Annotated in this window: 19 protein-coding genes and 1 pseudogene; 11 read left to right on the top strand and 9 right to left on the bottom strand. The window is 54.5% G+C overall.

From position 1 onward, the window contains the following. Positions 1 to 259 precede the first annotated feature (259 nt). Positions 260 to 1,276 carry a LacI family DNA-binding transcriptional regulator gene (locus HOY33_RS12550; protein WP_172290551.1) on the bottom strand — a complete coding sequence of 339 codons (1,017 nt, stop codon included), beginning with the start codon at positions 1,274 to 1,276 and terminating at the stop codon, positions 260 to 262. A gap of 234 nt (positions 1,277 to 1,510) precedes the next feature. Here HOY33_RS12550 and HOY33_RS12545 point away from each other — a divergent pair, with 234 nt between their 5' ends. From HOY33_RS12545 to yidA, 5 genes are all read left to right on the top strand, one after another. Then, entirely contained in the window at positions 1,511 to 1,816 is a 306-nt protein-coding gene (locus HOY33_RS12545; protein WP_172290550.1) for a PTS sugar transporter subunit IIB, read from the top strand. A gap of 16 nt (positions 1,817 to 1,832) precedes the next feature. Then, positions 1,833 to 3,140, top strand: a complete 1,308-nt coding sequence (locus HOY33_RS12540) for a PTS sugar transporter subunit IIC (protein WP_172290549.1) — start codon at positions 1,833 to 1,835, stop codon at positions 3,138 to 3,140. Then, a complete protein-coding gene (locus HOY33_RS12535; protein WP_172290548.1) occupies positions 3,140 to 3,469 on the top strand; it encodes a PTS lactose/cellobiose transporter subunit IIA in 330 nt (109 codons plus the stop codon). The genes HOY33_RS12540 and HOY33_RS12535 overlap by 1 nt, the downstream gene beginning before the upstream one ends. Before the next feature lie 75 nt (positions 3,470 to 3,544). After that, positions 3,545 to 4,987, top strand: a complete 1,443-nt coding sequence (locus tag HOY33_RS12530) for a 6-phospho-beta-glucosidase (protein WP_172290547.1) — start codon at positions 3,545 to 3,547, stop codon at positions 4,985 to 4,987. A gap of 147 nt (positions 4,988 to 5,134) precedes the next feature. Then, positions 5,135 to 5,953, top strand: a complete 819-nt coding sequence (gene yidA, locus HOY33_RS12525) for a sugar-phosphatase (protein WP_172290546.1) — start codon at positions 5,135 to 5,137, stop codon at positions 5,951 to 5,953. 231 nt (positions 5,954 to 6,184) lie between these two features. Here yidA and HOY33_RS12520 read toward each other — a convergent pair whose 3' ends face one another. Then, positions 6,185 to 7,081, bottom strand: coding sequence for a LysR family transcriptional regulator (locus tag HOY33_RS12520; RefSeq protein WP_172290545.1), 897 nt, complete (start codon positions 7,079 to 7,081; stop codon positions 6,185 to 6,187). Positions 7,082 to 7,221: 140 nt separating this feature from the next. On the opposite strand from HOY33_RS12520, the gene HOY33_RS12515 reads away from it, so the two are divergent. The 6 genes from HOY33_RS12515 to HOY33_RS12490 all read left to right on the top strand — a co-directional run bounded on the left by HOY33_RS12515 (position 7,222) and on the right by HOY33_RS12490 (position 14,474). Further along, entirely contained in the window at positions 7,222 to 8,772 is a 1,551-nt protein-coding gene (locus HOY33_RS12515) for an ABC transporter substrate-binding protein (RefSeq protein ID WP_172290544.1), read from the top strand. Between the two features lie 98 nt (positions 8,773 to 8,870). Beyond that, the gene (locus HOY33_RS12510) at positions 8,871 to 9,824 is read left to right on the top strand and encodes a nucleoside hydrolase (RefSeq protein WP_172290543.1); all 954 of its coding nucleotides are present in this window, start codon (positions 8,871 to 8,873) and stop codon (positions 9,822 to 9,824) included. A gap of 1 nt (position 9,825) precedes the next feature. Beyond that, positions 9,826 to 10,779, top strand: a complete 954-nt coding sequence (locus tag HOY33_RS12505) for a nucleoside hydrolase (protein WP_172290663.1) — start codon at positions 9,826 to 9,828, stop codon at positions 10,777 to 10,779. Beyond that, positions 10,779 to 11,753 carry an ABC transporter permease gene (locus HOY33_RS12500; protein ID WP_172290542.1) on the top strand — a complete coding sequence of 325 codons (975 nt, stop codon included), beginning with the start codon at positions 10,779 to 10,781 and terminating at the stop codon, positions 11,751 to 11,753. The genes HOY33_RS12505 and HOY33_RS12500 overlap by 1 nt, the downstream gene beginning before the upstream one ends. After that, positions 11,753 to 12,664: an ABC transporter permease gene (locus HOY33_RS12495; RefSeq protein WP_172290541.1), complete on the top strand. Its 912-nt coding sequence runs from the start codon at positions 11,753 to 11,755 to the stop codon at positions 12,662 to 12,664. The genes HOY33_RS12500 and HOY33_RS12495 overlap by 1 nt, the downstream gene beginning before the upstream one ends. Before the next feature lie 10 nt (positions 12,665 to 12,674). Beyond that, on the top strand, positions 12,675 to 14,474 hold the full coding sequence (locus HOY33_RS12490) for an ABC transporter ATP-binding protein (RefSeq protein WP_172290540.1): 1,800 nt from the start codon (positions 12,675 to 12,677) through the stop codon (positions 14,472 to 14,474). A gap of 98 nt (positions 14,475 to 14,572) precedes the next feature. Here HOY33_RS12490 and HOY33_RS12485 read toward each other — a convergent pair whose 3' ends face one another. The 7 genes and pseudogenes from HOY33_RS12485 to rsmJ form a co-directional block, all read right to left on the bottom strand. After that, on the bottom strand, positions 14,573 to 14,830 hold the full coding sequence (locus tag HOY33_RS12485; protein WP_172290539.1) for a YdgH/BhsA/McbA-like domain containing protein: 258 nt from the start codon (positions 14,828 to 14,830) through the stop codon (positions 14,573 to 14,575). A gap of 171 nt (positions 14,831 to 15,001) precedes the next feature. After that, positions 15,002 to 15,796 carry an aliphatic sulfonates ABC transporter ATP-binding protein gene (gene ssuB / locus HOY33_RS12480; protein ID WP_172290538.1) on the bottom strand — a complete coding sequence of 265 codons (795 nt, stop codon included), beginning with the start codon at positions 15,794 to 15,796 and terminating at the stop codon, positions 15,002 to 15,004. Further along, a pseudogene (gene ssuC, locus HOY33_RS12475) lies at positions 15,793 to 15,972 on the bottom strand (aliphatic sulfonate ABC transporter permease SsuC); the annotation flags it as partial. The gene ssuB and the pseudogene ssuC, both read right to left, overlap by 4 nt. Before the next feature lie 4 nt (positions 15,973 to 15,976). After that, on the bottom strand, positions 15,977 to 17,116 hold the full coding sequence (ssuD, locus tag HOY33_RS12470; RefSeq protein WP_172290537.1) for an FMNH2-dependent alkanesulfonate monooxygenase: 1,140 nt from the start codon (positions 17,114 to 17,116) through the stop codon (positions 15,977 to 15,979). A gap of 53 nt (positions 17,117 to 17,169) precedes the next feature. Continuing rightward, positions 17,170 to 18,120, bottom strand: a complete 951-nt coding sequence (locus tag HOY33_RS12465; RefSeq protein ID WP_172290536.1) for a sulfonate ABC transporter substrate-binding protein — start codon at positions 18,118 to 18,120, stop codon at positions 17,170 to 17,172. 272 nt (positions 18,121 to 18,392) lie between these two features. Further along, a complete protein-coding gene (locus HOY33_RS12460; protein ID WP_172290535.1) occupies positions 18,393 to 18,650 on the bottom strand; it encodes a YdgH/BhsA/McbA-like domain containing protein in 258 nt (85 codons plus the stop codon). 499 nt (positions 18,651 to 19,149) lie between these two features. Further along, positions 19,150 to 19,896: a 16S rRNA (guanine(1516)-N(2))-methyltransferase RsmJ gene (rsmJ, locus tag HOY33_RS12455; RefSeq protein WP_172290534.1), complete on the bottom strand. Its 747-nt coding sequence runs from the start codon at positions 19,894 to 19,896 to the stop codon at positions 19,150 to 19,152. Positions 19,897 to 19,899 lie beyond the last annotated feature (3 nt).

The raw sequence follows: 19,899 nt of genomic DNA, 5'->3' as shown, positions 1-19,899 counted from the left end.
CAGGTGCGTTGGCTTTATTACTCGGCCCCTCTCTGGGGCTCGCCCATAAAGGGCCAACGCTTTGCGTTGTTCAAAACAATAACGTTTTGTCCTGCAACTCGAACTATTTAGTGTATAGGAATATATAGGCTAGTGAGCGATGCTTGTATCAAGCAGGTCGCAAGCCGATAGGAATAACAGTAGCATATTGCGCATATTATTAGCGTTCAATCTTTTTGGCGCCGCGCCAGGCGCTCGGCCTGGCGCGTAAACGCCGGGGTTAGCGGGCCGCCGGGCCTTTGCCCACCGATTCGCGAACGATCAGCGAGCCTTGAAACGGGGGAGACGGCGCGGCGGTTTTACCCTCTAGCATACAGAGCAGTTTCTCAAGGGTGCGCTTAATCATTTCCGCCACCGGGACATGAACGGTGGTCAGCGGCGGGTGCGCCCAGGAGGCCAGGGGCAGGTCATCGAAGCCCAGCAGCGAGACATCATCCGGTATCGCGATTCCCTTTTCGCGAAAGGCTTTTGCCGCGCCAATCGCCATATCGTCATTGCTGGCCGCCAGCGCGCTGAAAGCGATGCCTCGCTGGTACAGCGTGTTCACGGCGGCGTAACCGCTTTCCGGCGTCCAGTCGCCCTCGACCACCAGTTTGTCGTTGAAGGCAATGCCTTTTCCCGCCAGCGCCTGCCGATAACCTGAGAAGCGGCTTTCCCCGGTGGGCGATCCCGACGCGCCAAGAATAAACGCAATATCCCGATGGCCGTTATCAATCAGGTAATTGACGGCGTCAAAACAGTGCGACTGATGGTCGGCGCAGATGCCGTTTTCTTCATGATGGTTCAGTTTCCGGTTCACCACCATAATGGGTTGCCGGTGTTGCTCGATGATGTTTTCCAGCGCCGCAATGGACAGAAAACGCGGGTAGATGATGACCGCATCGCAGCGTAAATCGAGCAGAAACTTGATGGCCTGCTGTTCTTCTTCTGCGCTGTGTTTGCCGTCGGCGAGAATCAACTGGCGTCCGTGTTGCTCGGTCATGGTGGCGGTCTGGAAAAGCAACTCATTGAAATAAGGGCCGTTATACAGCGTGTTGGTGACGACCAGCCCGATGCTCTGGGATTTATTGGTGGCAAGCTGACGCGCCAATAAATTTGGCCGGTATCCCATCTCCTCGATAGCCTTGAAAACCCGGTCTTTGGTGGTTTGGCTGACGTAGTTATTACCTGTCAGCACACGTGATACCGTCGCCTTTGATACGCCTGCTTTTTTCGCCACATCGAGCATGGTTGTCATTCTGTTTTCTCAATTCGCCAAGCCAAACTGGAACCGCTTTCTGCTTCCCCCTTTTATTATAAGGATAAACAGCTCGTTTTTTATAATCGTTAAACGGCGGACAGGGAAGTTTTTTATTGCTGATAAACCTTATCCATGATCGTGTTCAAAAAACGAAGAATTTAATATGAAACCGGTTGCACATTGCTTGTTATGTTGCTTGAATAATAAAAAAATTAAGCGGTGAGGTGCAGGATGAATAAGATTTTACTCTGTTGCGCAGCAGGTATGTCCACCAGCATGTTGGTTCAGCGCATGGAAAAAGTCGCGCGGGAAAAAGGGATCGCCGTCGAGATAAAAGCCGTTGGTTTTGAAGAGTTTAATGAGGCGATTTTAGAGTATGACTGCTGTCTGCTTGGGCCGCAGATCAAATATAAGCTGGCGGAATTTAAAGTGATTGCCGCTGCGCAAAACAAGCCTATCGCCGTTATCAATATCATTGATTATGGAATGATGAATGGTGAGAAAGTTCTCAACGATGCGCTGGCGATGATCGGCTAAATTACGGGAAATAATAATGAGTACATTCAGTGAGTCATTATTCAGCGTAATTGAAAACCGTATCAGTCCGGTTGCCGTAAAAATTTCCAGTCAACGCCATATTGTGGCAATTAAAGATGGTTTTATCGCCTCCATGCCATTTTTGATTGTCGGTTCCTTTATGCTGCTATTTGCTCATCCCCCTTTTAGCGCCGACAGCCAGTGGGCGTTCGCCCGGTGGTGGTTAGGGGTGGTGGCACGCCATAGCGAACAGATTATGATGCCCTACAATATGACCATGGGGATCATGGCGCTCTATATTGTCGGCGCAATTGCCTATAACCTGGCGCAAAGCTATAAGATGAATGGCTTTATGGCGGCCAGTTTATCGCTGATGTCGTTTCTGGTGGTGGCGGCGCCGCAGGCTGGCGGCAGCTTACCGGTGGGGTCGCTGGGGGGCGAAGGGATATTTACGGCGATCCTGGTTTCGCTCTATACCACCGAGTTAATGCATTTCCTCCAGAAGCGTAATATCGGTATCCGGCTGCCGGAGCAGGTGCCGCCGAAGATCCGCCAGTCTTTTGACCTGCTCATTCCGATCCTCGCCATCTTCCTGACGCTGTTCCCGCTCAGTCTGCTTATTCAAAGCCAGTTTGACATGCTGCTGCCGCAGGCGATTATGGCGATCTTCGCGCCGATTATCTCCGCCTCGGATTCGCTGCCGGCTATTTTGATCGCCGTGCTGCTGTGCCATTTGTTGTGGTTTGCCGGGATCCACGGCGCGGTGATTGTGACGGGTATTTTGCAGGCTTTCTGGTTGACCAACCTGGGCATCAATCAGCAGGCGCTCAATGCGGGCGAGCCCATCACCCAGATCTTTATCGAACCCTTCTGGCAGTTCTTTATTGTGGTGGGCGGTTCCGGTTCGACTATGGGGCTGGTGTTCCTCTATCTGCGCAGCCGTTCCGCGCACCTGCGTTCGATCGGCAAGCTGGCCGTGGTGCCCAGTATGTTCAACATCAATGAACCGGTTATTTTTGGCTCGCCGGTGGTGATGAATCCGCTGTTGTTTATTCCTTTTATCGCCGCGCCGCTGGTTAACGCCGTCATTGCCTATACCGCCACCAGAACCGATCTGGTCAACCATGTGATAGCGCTGGCGCCCTGGACGACGCCGGGGCCGATCGGCGCGGCCTGGTCCACCGGCTGGGATTGGCGGGCGGTGGTGCTGGTGGGGGTATTGATTATTGTGTCGTCGGTGATTTATTACCCGTTTTTCAAACTGTATGAACGCCAGCTTTTAGCGCAGGAAAAAGACGGCGCACAAACCGAGGGGGCGCGCTGATGGAACTGGATGAAAACACCATAATGGAACTGATTATCCATGCCGGAGAAGCGCGCTCCAACGCGATGGAAGCGCTGAGCGCCGCCAGAAAACAGGACTGGGATAAGGCTGACGCGCTGCTGGCCGAGGCTGCCGGCGCCGCTCGTAAAGCTCATCGGATGCAGACGACGCTGATTGGCGCGGATGAGGGGAGTGGAAAAATACCGGTCAATCTGATTCTGATCCATGCGCAAGATCACCTGATGAACGCGATGCTGTGTCGTGAACTGGTTGAAGAGCTTATCTATTTACATCGGAAGATTGCCGCGCTTACGCCCCCGGCGACGTAGACGGCGAAGCGCAGCGGCCACGATTTCAACGGCGTGACGCCGGTTTATTTCATCATAAGCAAAGAAGGATATGAGATGTCTGTTCAGCAGTTACCGAAAGAGTTTCTGTGGGGCGGCGCGGTAGCGGCGCATCAGGTTGAAGGCGGTTGGGATCAAGGTGGGAAAGGGGTCAGTATTTGCGACGTATTGTCCGGCGGCGCGCACGGCGTGGATCGTGTGATAACCGATGGGGTACAGCCCGGATTCAGCTATCCCAATCATCAGGCGGTAGAGTTTTATTCCCACTATAAACAGGATATCGCGCTGTTGGCGGAAATGGGGTTTAAATGTTTTCGGACCTCCATCGCCTGGACGCGCATTTTCCCCAATGGCGACGAGCAGGAGCCGAATGAAGCCGGGCTGCAATTCTATGACGATCTGTTTGATGAACTGCTGAAACACAATATTGAACCGGTGATTACCCTCTCTCATTTCGAGATGCCGTATCATCTGGTCAAACAGTATGGCGGGTGGCTGAACCGTAAAGTGGTGGATTTCTTTGTACGCTACAGTGACGTGGTGATGAAGCGCTATCGGTCCAAAGTGAAATACTGGATGACCTTTAATGAAATCAACAACCAGCGCAACTGGCGTTACCCGCTGTTCGGTTATTGCTGTTCCGGCGTAGTGTTCACCGAGCACGACAATCCTGAACAGGCGATGTACCAGACGCTGCATCACCAGTTTGTGGCCAGCGCCAAAGTGGTGAAGCTGGGGCACGAGATCAATCCGGACTTCAAAATCGGCTGTATGCTGGCGCTGGTGCCGCTTTACCCGTGGTCTTGTCATCCGGATGACGTGATGTTCGCCCAGGAGGCGATGCGTGAGCGTCATCTGTTTGGCGACGTGCAATTACGCGGCTATTACCCGGCGTATATCTTGAAAGAGTGGGCCAGAAAAGGCTATCACATCGATATGCAGCCGGAAGACGAACAAACCCTGCGTGACGGCTGCGCCGATTATCTGGGCTTCAGCTACTACATGAGTAATGCCGTACAGAAAGCGGCGCAAGACCAGGAAGTGGATGATGCCATCGCAGGCTTTCCAGGGGCGGTGAAAAATCCGCACGTTTCCGCTTCGGAATGGGGCTGGCAGATTGATCCGGTGGGGCTGCGTTACACGCTGAATAGCTTCTACGAGCGTTACCAAAAACCGATGTTCATTGTGGAGAACGGTTTCGGCGCGGTCGATAAAGTGGCGGCGGATGGGCAAATCCACGACGATTATCGTATCGCCTATCTCAGCGCGCACATTGAACAGATGAAGAAAGCCGTGCTGGAGGACGGGGTCGACCTAATGGGCTATACCCCCTGGGGTTGTATCGACTGCGTTTCGTTTACCACCGGCCAGTACAGCAAGCGTTATGGCTTTATCTACGTCGATAAACATGATGATGGCACCGGTACGTTACGGCGCTCCCGCAAAAAGAGCTTTAACTGGTATAAGCAAGTGATTGCCAGCAATGGCGCCGATCTGTAGCGAGAAGGATTGACGAGGTAAGCCGTGCGGCCAGCGCGGCTTTTTTATTTGCATGCGCCGTTTGCGCGTCATCATGCCGCATTTCGCTGGCGACTTCATCACTGAATCGCGTTAGCATGAAACAGATAATTTGATGCTGAGAAAATTATGTCTATTAAATTAATTGCAATCGATATGGATGGGACGCTGCTGACGCCCCAAAATCAAATCTCACCCGCCGTAAAAGCCGCTATCGCCGCCGCCAGGGAGCAAGGCGTACAGGTGGTGTTAGCCACCGGCCGCCCGTTTATTGGCGTGGAACGTTACCTGAAAGAGCTGGATTTACAGCAGGAAGGCTGCTATTGCGTCACCAACAACGGGGCGCTGGTGCAGCGTACCGTGAATGGCGAGTGTGTGGCGCAAACCACGCTTAGCTTTGATGATTATCTCTACTTCGAGGCGATGTCGCGTAAACTCAACGTCCACTTTCACGCCCTGGACTTCAATTTTGTCTATACGGCGAATAAAGACATCAGCGCTTACACCGTTCATGAAGCGCATTTGACCGGCATGCCGTTGAAGTATCGGACGGTGGAAGAGATGGATCGCCGCCTGACGTTCCCGAAAGTGATGATGATTGATGAGCCGCCGGTGCTGGATCGGGCTATCAGTCAAATCCCGCCGGAAGCATTCGAGAATTATACCATCCTGAAGAGCGCCGAATATTATCTGGAAATTCTGGATAAGCGGGTCAATAAAGGCGAAGGGGTAAAAATGTTGGCCGAGCACCTCAACATTCCCCGTGAAAGCGTCATGACGCTGGGCGATCAGGAAAACGATCTGGCGATGATTCATTATGCCGGGCTTGGCGTGGCGATGGGCAATGCAACCGATCAGATTAAAGCCGCCAGCCAGTTCGTCACCAAAACCAATATGGAAGACGGCGTGGCTTACGCGATTGAGAAGTTTGTGCTTAACGCCAAATAACCGCCTCCGCCCTGCGGCTGACAAAATCGCCGGTAGGCCTGGGATACCCGGGCCTACTCCTACCGAGGGGTTATGATGGGATGCTTTCTTGTGTCCCACTCTTACGGCGGGTTCATCAACGGTAGAGCTGATTATTTATAATTATTATCCTGCTATTTATTTCAGGGAATATATTCCCGGTATTTTCGCCAATGAAGTCATGGGTAAAATATATGTCGCTGCCGTCTGGTATTATTTTAACGCCAGACAGTCGATTATTTTTTCTTTCATCAACTGAGTGATGTGATTAACTAACTGACTTCTGGGAATTTGTGGCGGATAAACCGCACAATAGGCCATTTTTATATCGGGATTAAACGGTTTAACGATAATCGGGGATTGGCTATTGAGCGCCGTAACGAAATCCACTACGCCAATGCCGATATTTTTTGCGGCCAATACACAGCAGTTCGCCATTGACGTTTCAATCGGGTTAGGTAAATACCCCAGGTTTTTTCTGATCGACAGATCGATTTCCGCCCGTAACGGCGTGGTGCGGCCCGGCAGAATCGCACGATAGCGCATTAAGTCGGCGATGGTGATCGTCTCCGCTTTGGCAAGCGGGTGATCCATGGAGAGCACCGCGACCACGCTGGCGTCGGCCAGCGTCTCGGCTTCCAGACCTTTTGTGCCGATCTGACCAAAAATAAAGCCGACATCGTACTGGTTGCCGGCGATCGCCTTGGTGATGTGACTGGTGCTTTCTATATCTAAAAATAAAGTGATATCAGGATATTTGCTGATTACGGAAGGCAACACGTCGTCAGAGCAGAGAAAGGACAAGGCCTGAACGGAAGCGATGCGCAGCACGCTGCCCTTGGCATGGCGGATTTCGTCGGCAATCAGGGCAATGTGATCCAGCCCCAGATACAGACGCTCCACTTCCCGATAGAGCTTCATCGCTTCGGCTCGGGGAATAAGGCCCCGCCCGTCCCGATCGAACAGCTTTAGGTTTAGAGCGTATTCAAAGTCGCGAATCAGACGGCTCACCGCAGGCTGAGTGATATGCATCATATTGGCTGCTGCTGTGATCCCACCGGTAAGGATAACTTTGTGAAAAGCCTCAACCTGACGGGGATTGATACGCATCTTTCCCACTCCCAAACATAATATTTAGTTATCAATTTAACACAAAATGCAATTTTTCATTATTCAATCTAGCGCATAGACTCAGAATCATAATATTTAATACACTTCATAAATCAATCATGGAATAGAGGGTTTATTGAATGAAAAAATCAACGCTTGCCGTATGTTTTGCCGTTTTATTTTCGTCTTCGCCTTTGGTATATAGCGCCGATCTGAATATTGGGCTGGCTTCATCCACAACGTCAATGGATCCTCAGTTTTATGTGGGTGGACCAAATAGCGCAATGGCGCGCAATATTTTCGACGCTCTGGTTTTACAGGATGAAAAACAACAAATTTCTCCTGCTTTAGCGACATCATGGAAAATTATTGATGATAAAACCTGGGAATTCACCTTACGTCCAGGGGTAAAGTTTCATGACGGTAGTGATTTCACTGCCAAAGATGTGATTGCCAGTATAAAACGGATTGCGCTGGCATCAAAAAACAGCCCGAGCTCATATGCTCCTTATGTAAGTGATATTGCTGAAGTTAAAGAAATAAATCCGTTAACGCTTCAGATTATCACCAAGGCGCCTTCGCCCTTGCTGTTGAATAATTTAAGCCGGGTTTCCATTTTACCCGCCCGGCTTGAGACCGTACCGACGGAAACGCTGAATTCCGGCAAAGACGTAATTGGCACCGGGCCTTTCAAGTTTGTTTCCTGGGTCCCTGATGACCGAGTTGTCCTTGAACGTAATGACAATTATTGGGGGGAAAAAGCGGAATGGGACAAAGTCACAATCCGCGTGTTTAAAAACAGTAGTGCGCGTGTAGCAGCAATTTTATCCGGTGATGTGGACATGATTGAAAACGTTCCAACAGCCGACAGTCGTAATATTGAAAACAACAATCAGCTACAAACGATTTCAACACCAGGGAATCGTATTATTTACTTGCACATGGACCAACAGCGAGACGAATCACCGTTCGCTAAAGGTCCCGATGGCAAGAATCCATTACTAAAAAAAGAAGTTCGTCAGGCGATGTCTTTAGCGCTTAATCGCCAGGCAATCGTCGAGCGTGTTATGGAGGGGCAAGCGGTTGAGGCCTCTCAGCTTGTGCCGAAGGGGTATTTCGGGTATTCCGCTTCCATTCCCGCGCCGGTTTACAATCCGGAGAAAGCTAAGCAGGAATTGGCGGCGGCGGGCTACCCCAACGGTTTTACGCTGACATTCCACGCCTCGAACGATCGCTATCCCAATGATTCTAAAATTGCTCAGGCCATCGGTCAGATGTTTACCCGCGTCGGTATCAAAACCGATGTGGTGACGATGCCGGGCAGCGTCTATTTTTCGCGCGCATCCCGTCTTGAATTCAGCTTGATTATGGGCGGCGCCGCGATTGAAACCGGGGAAGCCTCCGGCGTACTGGGGCCATTGCTGGAAACCTTCGGCCCCCATGCCGGCCAGGGCAACCGCGGTCGTTATTCCAATCCTGTCTTTGATAAAACGCTGAACGAAGCGCGCTCCACGCTGGATAGCACGCGGCGGGAAACGCTATTGGCCGAGGCAATGAATATCGGTATGAACGATCTGGGGGTAATCCCGGTGATGTTCCTGTCCAACACCTGGGCGATGAAAAAGCAGTACACCTATGTGGGGCGCTCGGACGCTTACACGCTGCCGTATTTTGTCCGCTCCGCGCAATAACGGTTGAAACAGGGCCGGGCAAGCGTGCATTTGTCGCGGTCTGGCGTCCGTTTGTGCTTTAACTCGATAAAAAATAAGAATAAAGGAACGATAACCGGATGAGTGCCGTACCGATTATTATTGATTGCGATCCGGGTATCGATGACGCCATCGCGCTGTTAAGCGCGTTTGTCGCGCCTGAGCTGGATATTCTGGGGATTTGCGCGGTTTGCGGCAATCAACCGCTGGAGCGTACCGTTCGTAACGCTTTACAGATTACCGAACTGGGGAAACGAACGGACATTCCGGTTTATGCGGGCTGTCATCGCCCGCTTTTCCGGGAGCCTATTCATGGGCAGTTTCATGGTGAAAGCGGATTGGGCAATACGGTATTACCGGCGCCGCAAAAGCAGGCTGAACCACAGCATGCGGTGAGTTTCATTATTGAGCAATGTGAAAAGGCGGTCGCCTCCGGCAAGCGCATAACGTTATGTACGCTGGGGCCGTTAACCAATCTGGCGATGGCGCTAAGTCTGAATCCCGACATTGCCGGCGGCATCGAACGCATCGTGATGATGGGCGGAGCTTATCGCCAGGCGGGTAATCGCAGCCTGACGTCGGAGTTCAATATGCTGGCCGATCCGCACGCCGCGCATGTGGTGTTCTCTTCCTCGATCGCCATCGTCGCCTTGCCGCTGGACGCCACGCATCAGGTGATTCTGACGCCCGACCACGTTGCGCGGTTTATCGCGCTTGCCGGGCGCATCGCCGTCCCGTTGGGCGAGATGATGGCCTTTTGGGATCGTAACGATGTTCGCCGTTACGGATCGCGCGGCGGGCCGCTCCACGATCCGCTGGTGATCGCCTGGATGCTGGCGCCGACGTGTTTTCGCACCGAAAAGGCGCGAGTTTACATTGAGCACGAAAGTGAGCTTTGCATGGGGCAGACCGTCGCCGACTGGTACGGCAAGACCGACCGGCCGCCCAATGTGGATGTCGTTACCCAGGTCGATGCCGAACGGGTTTTTGCGCTATTTTCCGACCTGTTGACCCGCTATGCCGAGAAAGTCTGAGATGGTGCCGCAACGTATTATAATTGATACCGATCCCGGCGTGGATGATGCGATTGCCATCTGGCTGGCGCTGGCGGCGCCAGAACTGGAGGTGTTGGGGATCACCGCCGTGGCGGGCAATGTTCCCCTGGCGTCCGCGCTCGCCAATGCCTGCAAGGTGGTGGGGTTGACCGGCAGAAACGATGTTCCGGTTTATGCCGGCGCCCACGGGCCGCTGGTGCGTAGTCAGGTATACGGAAAATATGCCCATATCGGGGCATTTTCCCCTGACCTGGTGCCGGATACGTCTTTTCTTCCGCAGCGGGAACATGCCGTTGATTTTCTGGTGCGTACGGCGCGTCGGGCGGCGGCGGAGAACAATCCGATTACGATTTGCGCTCTGGGGCCGATGACCAACCTGGCGTTGGCTTTACGCCATCACCCGGATGTCGGGCGCGGCATTCGGCGGATTGTGACCATGAGCGGCGCGTTTAGCGCGCTGGGTAATCGGGTTCCCTGGGCCGATTTCAATGTGTATGCCGATCCCCACGCGGCGGCCATCGTTTTTTCCGCCGGCGTTCCGGTGACGATCATGCCGTTGGATATGACGTTTCAGGCGCTGATTCGCCCGGTGCAGATTGATGAAATTGAACGGCGCAGCGGCGCGCCCGGCAAAGCGTTGGCCGCGCTTTTACGTACCTTTGACCGCAGCGAAGTCGCCCGTTTCGGCCGTGACGGCGGCCCGATCCATGATGCCACCGTGGTGGCGTGGCTACTCAAGCCGGCCTTGTTTACCGGCGTCAGCGCCGCCGTCGGGGTGCAGGTTACCGGTCAAACGGCGGGTTATGTTTTTGCCGATTTTTATCACAAGCTCGGCCAGCCGGAGAATGCGCTGGTGATGCGGGATATTGATGAACAGGGTTTCCTGTCCCTGCTTGCCGACTACCTGAGCCGCTACGGTTCCGAGGAAAGTTAATGATTGCCTACCTGCTAAGCCGTATCGGACAGACTATCCTGACGCTGATCGTCATGTCGGTGCTGGTGTTCGTCGGGGTTTATCTGGTAGGCGATCCGGTGGATATGTTGCTGGGCGCGACGGCGACGCCCGCCGAAAGATTGGCGGTCATCCAGTCATTTGGTCTGGATAAGCCGGTGTGGGAACAGTACGGTTTGTTTGTATGGAATGCCTTGCAGGGCGACATGGGAAAATCGTTTATTTTCAACCAGCCCGCCCTGACGTTGATTTTTCAACGTATGCCCGCCACGCTGGAACTGGCGATGACGGCATTTATAATCGCGCTGGTGGTCGGCATTCCGCTGGGCATTTATGCCGGATTACGGCCGGACAGCGCCATTGCCAAATCCATTATGACCTTTTCCATCTTTGGCTTCAGTTTGCCGACGTTCTGGATCGGGCTGGTGATGATTATGTTTTTCAGCGTCAAACTCGGTTGGCTGCCGGCGTCCGGTCGCGGTCACACCGGCGAGTGGTTTGGCGTTCCTTTCAGCTTTTTGACCAAAGACGGCCTTGAACACCTGATTTTACCGGCCTTCAATTTAGCCTTGTTTAAAATCTCACTGATTATCCGTTTGATGCGCGCGGGCGTGATGGAGTGTCTGCAACAGGATTATGTGCAATTCGCCCGCTCGAAAGGGCTGTCGGAAACCCGGATTGTACTGGTGCACGTGCTGCGCAACACCCTGATCCCGCTGATTACGGTTATCGGTCTGGAGTTGGGTTCGCTGATCGCGTTTGCGGTGGTGACGGAAACCATTTACGCCTGGCCGGGCATGGGTAAGTTGATTATTGACTCCATCGCGGTGCTGGACAGGCCGGTGATCCTGGCCTATCTGATGATAACCGTGGTGATGTTCAGCGTGATTAACCTGCTCGTCGACCTGCTGTATGTGTTGGTTGACCCGCGAGTGCGGCTGGGAGGGAATAACTGATGTCCACCAATAGCGTACATCAGCGCGCGGCAGGGCAGGAGAAAGTTTATTCGGCTTTCTCGCTGGTTCTGATTGCGCTCGCCAAAGACCGGCTGGCGCTGTGCGGCCTGATCATTCTGGGGATTTTTATTCTGCTGGCGGTATTCGCCCCGATTATTTCACCGCAAAACCCCTATGACCTGATGCAGTTGGACATTATGGAAGGCCGTCTGGCTCCCGGCGCGAGCAGCGCCGGCGGCATGAGTTATTGGCTGGGCACCGACGATCAGGGGCGCGACTTGTTCAGCGCCATTCTTTACGGCACCCGCATCAGTCTGATGGTCGGTTTTTCCAGCGCGGTGTTCGCCCTGCTGATTGGCGCTTCGCTGGGGTTAATCAGCGCCTATGTGGGCGGCAGGACGGACGCGGTGATTATGCGTATCGTCGACATTCAGCTCAGCTTTCCGCCGATCCTGATTGCCCTGATCCTGCTGGCGGTGCTGGGACAGGGCGTCGATAAGATTATCCTGGCGCTGGTGGTGACCCAGTGGGCTTATTATGCCCGCACTATTCGCGGTTCGGCGTTGGTCGAACGCCGCCGAAGCTATGTGGATGCCGCCCGCAGCATGGCGTTATCCAATCGACGGATTTTATTTCGGCATATCTTGCCAAATTGCCTGGCGCCGTTGATTGTGGTGGCGACGATGCGCATCGCGTACGCCATCATGCTGGAGGCGACGCTCTCTTTTCTGGGCATCGGGTTGCCGGTGACGGAGCCGTCGCTGGGGTTACTGATTGCCAACGGTTTTGAATACCTGATGTCGGGTGATTACTGGATCAGTTTCTTCCCCGGGTTGACGCTGCTGCTGCTGATTGTGGCGATCAATCTGGTTGGGGATGCGCTGCGCGATATCCTCAATCCAAGAAACTAAGGGGCACAACATGACGTCGCCAATTATGTCGGTATCACATTTGACAACCGCCTTTCAGGTGAACGGCGAGTGGATGAATGTGCTGCGCGATCTCTCCTTCACTATCGGTGAGAAAGAGACCGTCGCCGTGGTGGGCGAGTCCGGTTCGGGCAAAAGCGTGATGGCGAAATCCATCATGCGGCTGCTGCCCGCCGGGCAAAGCCAGGTGAGCGGGGAAATCCACTTTGGCGGCACGGAATTGCTCTCCCTTTCCTCGCGGGAAATGCAGAATATTCGCGGCAACCGCATCGGGATGATTTTCCAGGAGCCGATGACCAGCCTCAACCCGGTGTTGCCGATTGGCTATCAGATTACCGAAGTGTTGCGCCGGCATCGCGGGATGGACAGAGCGCAAGCCAAGGCCGAAGCCCTTCGTCTGTTGGAAAAAGTGCGAATTCCCGGCGCCAAATCGCGTTTAAACGAGTATCCGCAAAGCTTTTCCGGCGGTATGCGCCAGCGGGTGGTGATTGCCATTGCGCTGGCCTGTAACCCGCAACTGTTGATTGCCGATGAACCGACCACGGCGCTGGACGTCACCATTCAGGCGCAGATACTGGCGTTGATTAAAACCCTTCAGGAAGACGAAGGGATGTCGGTGCTGTTTATCACCCATGATATGGGCGTGGTGGCGGAAGTGTCCGATCGCACGTTGGTGATGCATCAGGGCGAAATGGTTGAAAACGCCGCCACCAGAGAGATTTTTCATCATCCCAAACACCCTTATACCCGCATGTTGTTGTCCGCCGTACCCAAGTTGGGATCGATGTCGGGCACCGAATGGCCGCAGCGTTTTCCGTTGATCGATCTCCAGACGGGAACCCCGCAACCGATACCGGAGACGGTCAATACCCTGTCCGGCGACAGGCCGATACTGGAAGTGAAAAAGCTGGTGACTCGCTTTGATATCCGCGCCGGTTTTTTTCGCCGGCTGGCCGGGCGGGTGCATGCGGTAGAAAACGTCTCTTTTGATTTGTGGCCTGGCGAAACCCTGTCTTTGGTGGGCGAGTCGGGCTGCGGGAAATCCACCACCGGGCGGTCGATTATTCGTCTGGCCGAGGTCACCAGCGGGGAAATTCTGGTTCAAGGGCAGAATATCCTCACTGCCGATAAGCACAGCCTGTCGGACAGTCGTCGACAGATCCAAATGGTGTTTCAGGACCCCTATGACAGTCTGAATCCAAGAATGCGGGTGGGGGAGGCCATCGCCGAGCCGCTGCGGGTTCATGGGCTGGCAAGCGCGAAGGATGTTCGCGCCCGGGTCAGCGCGTTGCTGGAACAGGTCGGTTTACCGGACTGGATGGCGGAACGTTTTCCGCATCAGTTTTCCGGCGGGCAACGGCAACGGGTCTGTATCGCCAGAGCGCTGGCGCTGGAACCGAAAATTATCATCGCCGACGAATCGGTTTCGGCGCTTGATGTTTCCGTTAAGGCGCAGGTCATCAATCTGATGCTGGATTTGCAACAGAAGCTGGGGCTGTCTTTCCTGTTTATTTCCCATGATATGGCGGTCGTTGAGCGGATAAGCCATCGCGTCGCGGTGATGTATCTGGGGGAGATTGTCGAGATCGGGCCGCGCGCCGCCATCTTCGATAATCCGCAGCATGATTATACCCGTCGCCTGATTTCGGCGGTGCCGATCCCCGATCCGGAGGCCAGACCGGTTCGCACCTTGTTTAGCGATGAGTTGAAAAGTCCGGTGAGGCCGCCGGACTTTATCAGCCCGGCGCGCGGCTATCGGGAAGTCTCCCGCGGGCATTTTGTGCAAATCTGAAATTACGGCGAGCATCGCCGGAACGGCTGACGAAAAAACGGACTTTCATCATTATAGATGAAAGTCCGTTTAATTTTTTTGATTATCTTTACAGGCCATTAGTTATACAGGGTTGCCGTGCCGCGCAACTGGTTATTACCGGTGGCGGAGGTAATGGCATAGGATTTGGCGCCGGCTTTTTCAGCCTTCTCCGCCAACTGCGCCTGTAGCGAGTCCAGGTTGCGGGCGGTCGCGGTAACCACGCCCACTTTTTCCTGATTCCGCGCCTGTTGAGCAGAGATGTAATCGGCAGCGGAAGCGCCAAAAGAAACGGTGGCAAGAACGGCGGCGGCGGCGAACAATTTTACGTTTTTCATGATGGATATCCTGTTCTGTGTTATTTGAAGTGAAAGGTCATTGCCTTTCGATAGAGAGGATATTACGCCGATACTTGATAAAGGAAAAACGGAGCTTATTGAGTGAATCATTCAGTTTTTTTGATTTAATGGGTGAGCGGGGAAAATCCGTTTTTTCCCGCTCCCGTTTCGTTATATCGCGGCTTGTCGAGGTAACGAGGAAGAGGCGGGGGTCAGCACCCGCTCAAGCACTTCCGCTTCCAGTTCGGCCAGTTTCGCCGACCCGCGCCGACGCGGCCGAGGCAGATCCACCTTCAGATCCAGACCTATCCGGCCCGCTTCAATCAATACCACGCGGTCGGCCAGCGCAATGGCCTCGCCCACATCATGGGTGACCAGCAGCACGGTAAATCCGTGCTGTAGCCACAGGCTTTCGATCAGACTCTGCATTTCAATACGGGTCAGCGCATCCAGCGCGCCCAGCGGCTCATCCAGCAGCAGCAGACGTGGATGATGAATCAATGCCCGGGCCAACGCCACGCGCTGTTTCTGACCGCCGGACAGGGCGGCGGGCCATTCATTGGCGCGATCGGCCAGCCCGACGGAAGCCAGCGCCTGCTGCGCCTGCGCTCGCCAGTTGCCGCGCAGACCCAGCCCGACATTATCAATGACTTTTTTCCACGGCAGCAGCCGCGCATCCTGAAACATAAGACGCGTGCTGTCGCTGGCGCTGCCAAGCGGCATATTGCCGGTCAGCAATGCGCCGCCGCTGGCGGATTCCAGTCCGGCCAGCAGGCGCAGCAGCGTGCTTTTCCCGCAGCCGCTGCGGCCGACGACGGCGACGAACTGTCCGGCGGGGATACGTAGCCGCACATCATCCAATACGGTGCGGCCGCCGTAGCGCTTGGTAATGGAATCCAGTATTAGCGGCGTGCCTTTGGAAATCGGCGACGGTATTGCCGCATGAGAAGAGATAAAGGCGGTCATGACGTTTCTCCCGATGATGTCTGATAAGCCGGGTTCCAGCGTAGCCACAGGCGTTCCAGCCATTGCGTGCTGATGTCGGCCAGTTTTCCGAGCAGGGCATAAAGGACGATAGCCGCCGCCACCACATTCGTTTGCAGAAATTCACGGGCGTTCATGGCCAGATAGCCATCGCCTGTCCCCTCAGCTTTGCGACACTTTCTGTGGAATATAACGATTGGCGACGGCTTCGCCGGACGCTTCCACCGCCCGTAACGGCGTGGGGTGCGCCAGATCGAGATGCGGAAACAGCAGCTCTCCGACCCGATAAGCCTCTTCCAGATGCGGATAACCGGACAGGATAAAGGTATCGATGCCAAGATCGGCATATTCCTGAATACGCGCCGCGACCGTCGGGCCGTCGCCGACCAGCGCCGTACCGGCTCCGCCGCGCACCAGCCCGACTCCGGCCCACAGGTTGGGGCTGATTTCCAGACGGTCTTTTTTGCCGCCGTGCAGCGCGGCCATCCGCTGTTGTCCGACGGAATCAAAGCGGGCCAGGGCGGCCTGCGCGTTGGCGATGGTGTCATCGTCCAGATGGGCGATCAGCCGATCGGCGGCCTGCCAGGCTTCTTGCGTGGTTTCCCGGACAATCACATGCAGACGGATGCCGAATCGTACCTGACGGCCTTTGGCCTGGGCTTTGGCCCGCACCTCGTCCAGTTTTTCTTTCACCTGAGCGGGCGGTTCGCCCCAGGTCAGATAAAGATCGACCTGATCGGCCGCCAGATCCTGCGCCGCCGCTGACGATCCGCCGAAATAAAGCGGCGGCCGCGGCTGTTGTACCGGCGGGAATAGCAGCTTTGCCCCTTTGACCTGAAGATGTTTTCCGGCGAAGTCGACCGTCTCCCCTTCCAGTAACCTGCGCCAGATGTGGGTAAATTCGGCGGAGGCCTCATAACGCTCGTCATGGTTCAGAAACAGCCCTTCAGCGGCCAGCTCTTCAGGATCGCCGCCGGTGACCAGGTTGAAAAGCGCTCGACCATTTGACAGCCGATCCAGCGTGGCGGCCTGACGGGCGGCAATGGTCGGCGAAATAACGCCGGGACGCAGCGCGACCAGAAATTTCAGCCGCTGGGTCACCGGGATCAGCGAGGCCGCCACCAGCCAGGAATCTTCGCAGGAACGGCCGGTAGGCAGCAATACGCCGCCAAATCCCTGCCGTTCCGCGGCCTGCGCCACCTGTTGCAGATAGGCGTAATCCACATGGCGCGCGCCTTCCGCGCTGCCAAGATAGCGGCCGTCGCCGTGGGTGGGTAAAAACCAGAATACGTTAAGACTCATTGCGTTATCTCCTGAATGCGTGAACCGGGAAGATTTTCCCGGGCGATGGCGGGTTATTGGAGCCGGGGACGCCAGACGCGTTGGGATACATCAACTTTTACCGGCAGCAGCCGATTTTCATAAAACAGGTCGGCGGTATATTGCTGCGCCTGGATCGTGGGCTGTTCCAGCGGTTTGATGGTGGTTGGCGGACGATGGTCAAGGGCGGTGGCGATCACGTTTTCCGGCAGACCGACCGCGTTCGCCAGTAGCGTGATGCTTTGCGCCCGATCGCTTTGCGTCAGCGCATCGGCCTGGGTCAACACCTCCAGTACCTGAGCGATAAACGCGCCGTGCGCTTCGGTATACGGGCGGGCGGCCAGGTAGAAAGAACCGGTTTGATTAAGGCCGGTGCCGTCCGCCAGCACTCTGACGCCCCCTTGCAATAAGACGGCCGAGTAATACGGATCCCAGATAGTCCAGGCGTCTACATTGCCTTGTTGAAAGGCGGCGCGCGCGTCTGCCGGCGTAAGATAAGTCGGTTTGATATCGCTGAATGCCAAACCCGCCTGTTGCAGCGATCTCAGCAGCAGATTGTGCGAGCTGGAACCTTTCTGGAACGCGACTTTACGGCCTTTCAGATCGGCGACGGTGTTGATCGGGCTATCTTCGGCAACCAGAATCACTTCGGCTTTGGGCTTTGGCGGTTCAACGCCGACGTACAATAAGTCGGCCCCGGCGGCCTGGGCGAAAATCGGCGGAATATCGCCGGTACTGCCCAGATCGATACTGCCGACGTTAAGCGCTTCCAGCATTTGTGGGCCGGCCGGAAATTCAATCCAGCTGATTTTGGTCTGAGGAAAGCGTTTTTCCAGCAATTGATGGGATTTGGCAAGCACCAGACTGACCGAACCTTTTTGATAGCCGATGCGGAACTGCTCCGGTAGGGACTCCTGCGCATGGGCGACAACGCTAAACAGTCCGATAACGATAGCCACTGCCGCTCGCCAACGGTGCAGAAACATGTGGTGTCGGCCTGGGCTTCTGGTGGTTGGATCCTTGCTCATAAACAGCGTACGCACAGAGACTCCTTATAACCAAAAGTTAAAATAAAGTGATAATGTGCAACATTAGAGAGATAAACATAACAGGGAGGGCGAGCGATTTTTAAATCTCAATTTGTGGTTTTTATAGTTAAAAAGGTGAAGTGCCATCAATTGCCGGGGGGAACATAAAAAAGCCGGTTTGTCCTGATGAGGAGACAAACCGGAAGAGGGTAATAATGATGAAAGAGAGATTAATTATAGATTACCGCCGTACCGCGCAGTTGGTTATCACCGGTTGCCGAGGTGATCGAATAAGCTTTGGCGCCGGCTTTGTCCGCTTTCTCCGCCAACTGGGCTTTCAGTGAGCTGAGGTCGTGTGCCGTGGCGGAGACCACACCGATTTTTTCCAACTGTTGTGCTTGCTGTGCGGAGACATAATCAGCAGCGGAAGCACCAAAAGAAACGGTGGCGAGTACAACGGCAGCGGCGATGGTTTTTACGTTTTTCATAATGTCTTATCCTGTTCTGGTTGACGAGATGAAAGGTTGTTTCCCTTTCGATATGAAGAATGTTACGCCGATGCTAATGAATTAGAAAACGGATGTTATTGAGGATCTTATTCTATTTATTTGAATGACTATATTGATGGGTGTTGTATTTTTGTGTTTTAAAAACAACTTGTTATACAAAATTCTGAATTTAATTTACAATGTATTGACTAATTTTGAATAAATGGCGTGATGATTTGCTTTAGTTTTTTTAATCGATATTTATTGCTGGAATTTTTCTGAATTACCAGATTAATATCTGGTAATTCAGTGGAAGGTGGTTGATTTATGATATTAATCCTTATGGATCTTCATTCATTGGGCTGACAATTGAGTCGTGCGGCATTAGACGCCCTAAATTATGTCGCAGTCAGCATGGCAGGGAGGGGCATTAATGGCAACGCGCTTAGCCGGTGCAGCCGGCGGAAGCCTCATTGCCGGCACTCGTACAAACGTCCTATTACAGCGGAAGATAGAAATCAAAGCGGTGGCTTTTGGTTTCAAGCATCGATTGCGCCGCAACGCCGGCCAGCGGCGGCGCATAATCGGGCCGTTTCACCACCACGCGTTTCTTTGCCAGCGCCCGCGCCGGCGTCAGCAAGGCGTCGGCGTCATCATCGGCGCCAACCAGCGATTGAAATACCCGCATCTCTTTTTTCACCAGCGCACGCTTTTGCCGATGGGGAAACATCGGGTCGAGATACACCACATCGGGCGGCGGCGTGATATCGCGTAGCGCATTCAGGCTGGAGGCGTGCAGCAGCGTGAGCCGCTCGCGCAGCCACGGGCCGATTTCCGCATCCCGATAGCCGCGTTGCAGACCGTCGTCCAGCAGCGCCGCCACCACCGGATGGCGTTCCACCATGCGAACCCGGCATCCCAGCGACGCCAGAACAAAGGCATCGCGGCCCAGTCCGGCGGTGGCGTCCACCACGTCGGGCAGGTAATCCTTTTTGATGCCCACCGCTTTGGCGACGGCCTCGCCGCGACCGCCGCCGAAACGACGACGGTGCGCCAGCGGGCCGGCGGCAAAATCGACATAGATCGCCCCCAGCCGGGGTTCATCCCGCTTGCGCAACTCAAGCCGCTGCGGCGTCAGCACCAGCGCCAGCGCGGCGGCGGGATCGCAAACCAATCCCCAGCGTTCGGCCAGCAACGATAAGGCGCCGCTATCGGCGCCTTGTTCTGCGATCAGGCAGATACTCATACG

Origin of the sequence: Brenneria sp. hezel4-2-4, from assembly GCF_013155275.1 — a bacterium.
Taxonomy (GTDB): Bacteria; Pseudomonadota; Gammaproteobacteria; order Enterobacterales; family Enterobacteriaceae; genus Brenneria.
This window is presented reverse-complemented; position numbering and strand designations above follow the sequence as displayed.

Bases quoted from the DNA above. Each gene is read 5' to 3' on its own strand.
- HOY33_RS12550 (WP_172290551.1), bottom strand. From the start codon at position 1,276: ATGACAACCATGCTCGATGTGGCGAAAAAAGCAGGCGTATCAAAGGCG.
- HOY33_RS12545 (WP_172290550.1), top strand. From the start codon at position 1,511: ATGAATAAGATTTTACTCTGTTGCGCAGCAGGTATGTCCACCAGCATG.
- HOY33_RS12540 (WP_172290549.1), top strand. From the start codon at position 1,833: ATGAGTACATTCAGTGAGTCATTATTCAGCGTAATTGAAAACCGTATC.
- HOY33_RS12535 (WP_172290548.1), top strand. From the start codon at position 3,140: ATGGAACTGGATGAAAACACCATAATGGAACTGATTATCCATGCCGGA.
- HOY33_RS12530 (WP_172290547.1), top strand. From the start codon at position 3,545: ATGTCTGTTCAGCAGTTACCGAAAGAGTTTCTGTGGGGCGGCGCGGTA.
- yidA (WP_172290546.1), top strand. From the start codon at position 5,135: ATGTCTATTAAATTAATTGCAATCGATATGGATGGGACGCTGCTGACG.
- HOY33_RS12520 (WP_172290545.1), bottom strand. From the start codon at position 7,081: ATGCGTATCAATCCCCGTCAGGTTGAGGCTTTTCACAAAGTTATCCTT.
- HOY33_RS12515 (WP_172290544.1), top strand. From the start codon at position 7,222: ATGAAAAAATCAACGCTTGCCGTATGTTTTGCCGTTTTATTTTCGTCT.
- HOY33_RS12510 (WP_172290543.1), top strand. From the start codon at position 8,871: ATGAGTGCCGTACCGATTATTATTGATTGCGATCCGGGTATCGATGAC.
- HOY33_RS12505 (WP_172290663.1), top strand. From the start codon at position 9,826: ATGGTGCCGCAACGTATTATAATTGATACCGATCCCGGCGTGGATGAT.
- HOY33_RS12500 (WP_172290542.1), top strand. From the start codon at position 10,779: ATGATTGCCTACCTGCTAAGCCGTATCGGACAGACTATCCTGACGCTG.
- HOY33_RS12495 (WP_172290541.1), top strand. From the start codon at position 11,753: ATGTCCACCAATAGCGTACATCAGCGCGCGGCAGGGCAGGAGAAAGTT.
- HOY33_RS12490 (WP_172290540.1), top strand. From the start codon at position 12,675: ATGACGTCGCCAATTATGTCGGTATCACATTTGACAACCGCCTTTCAG.
- HOY33_RS12485 (WP_172290539.1), bottom strand. From the start codon at position 14,830: ATGAAAAACGTAAAATTGTTCGCCGCCGCCGCCGTTCTTGCCACCGTT.
- ssuB (WP_172290538.1), bottom strand. From the start codon at position 15,796: ATGACCGCCTTTATCTCTTCTCATGCGGCAATACCGTCGCCGATTTCC.
- ssuD (WP_172290537.1), bottom strand. From the start codon at position 17,116: ATGAGTCTTAACGTATTCTGGTTTTTACCCACCCACGGCGACGGCCGC.
- HOY33_RS12465 (WP_172290536.1), bottom strand. From the start codon at position 18,120: ATGTTTCTGCACCGTTGGCGAGCGGCAGTGGCTATCGTTATCGGACTG.
- HOY33_RS12460 (WP_172290535.1), bottom strand. From the start codon at position 18,650: ATGAAAAACGTAAAAACCATCGCCGCTGCCGTTGTACTCGCCACCGTT.
- rsmJ (WP_172290534.1), bottom strand. From the start codon at position 19,896: ATGAGTATCTGCCTGATCGCAGAACAAGGCGCCGATAGCGGCGCCTTA.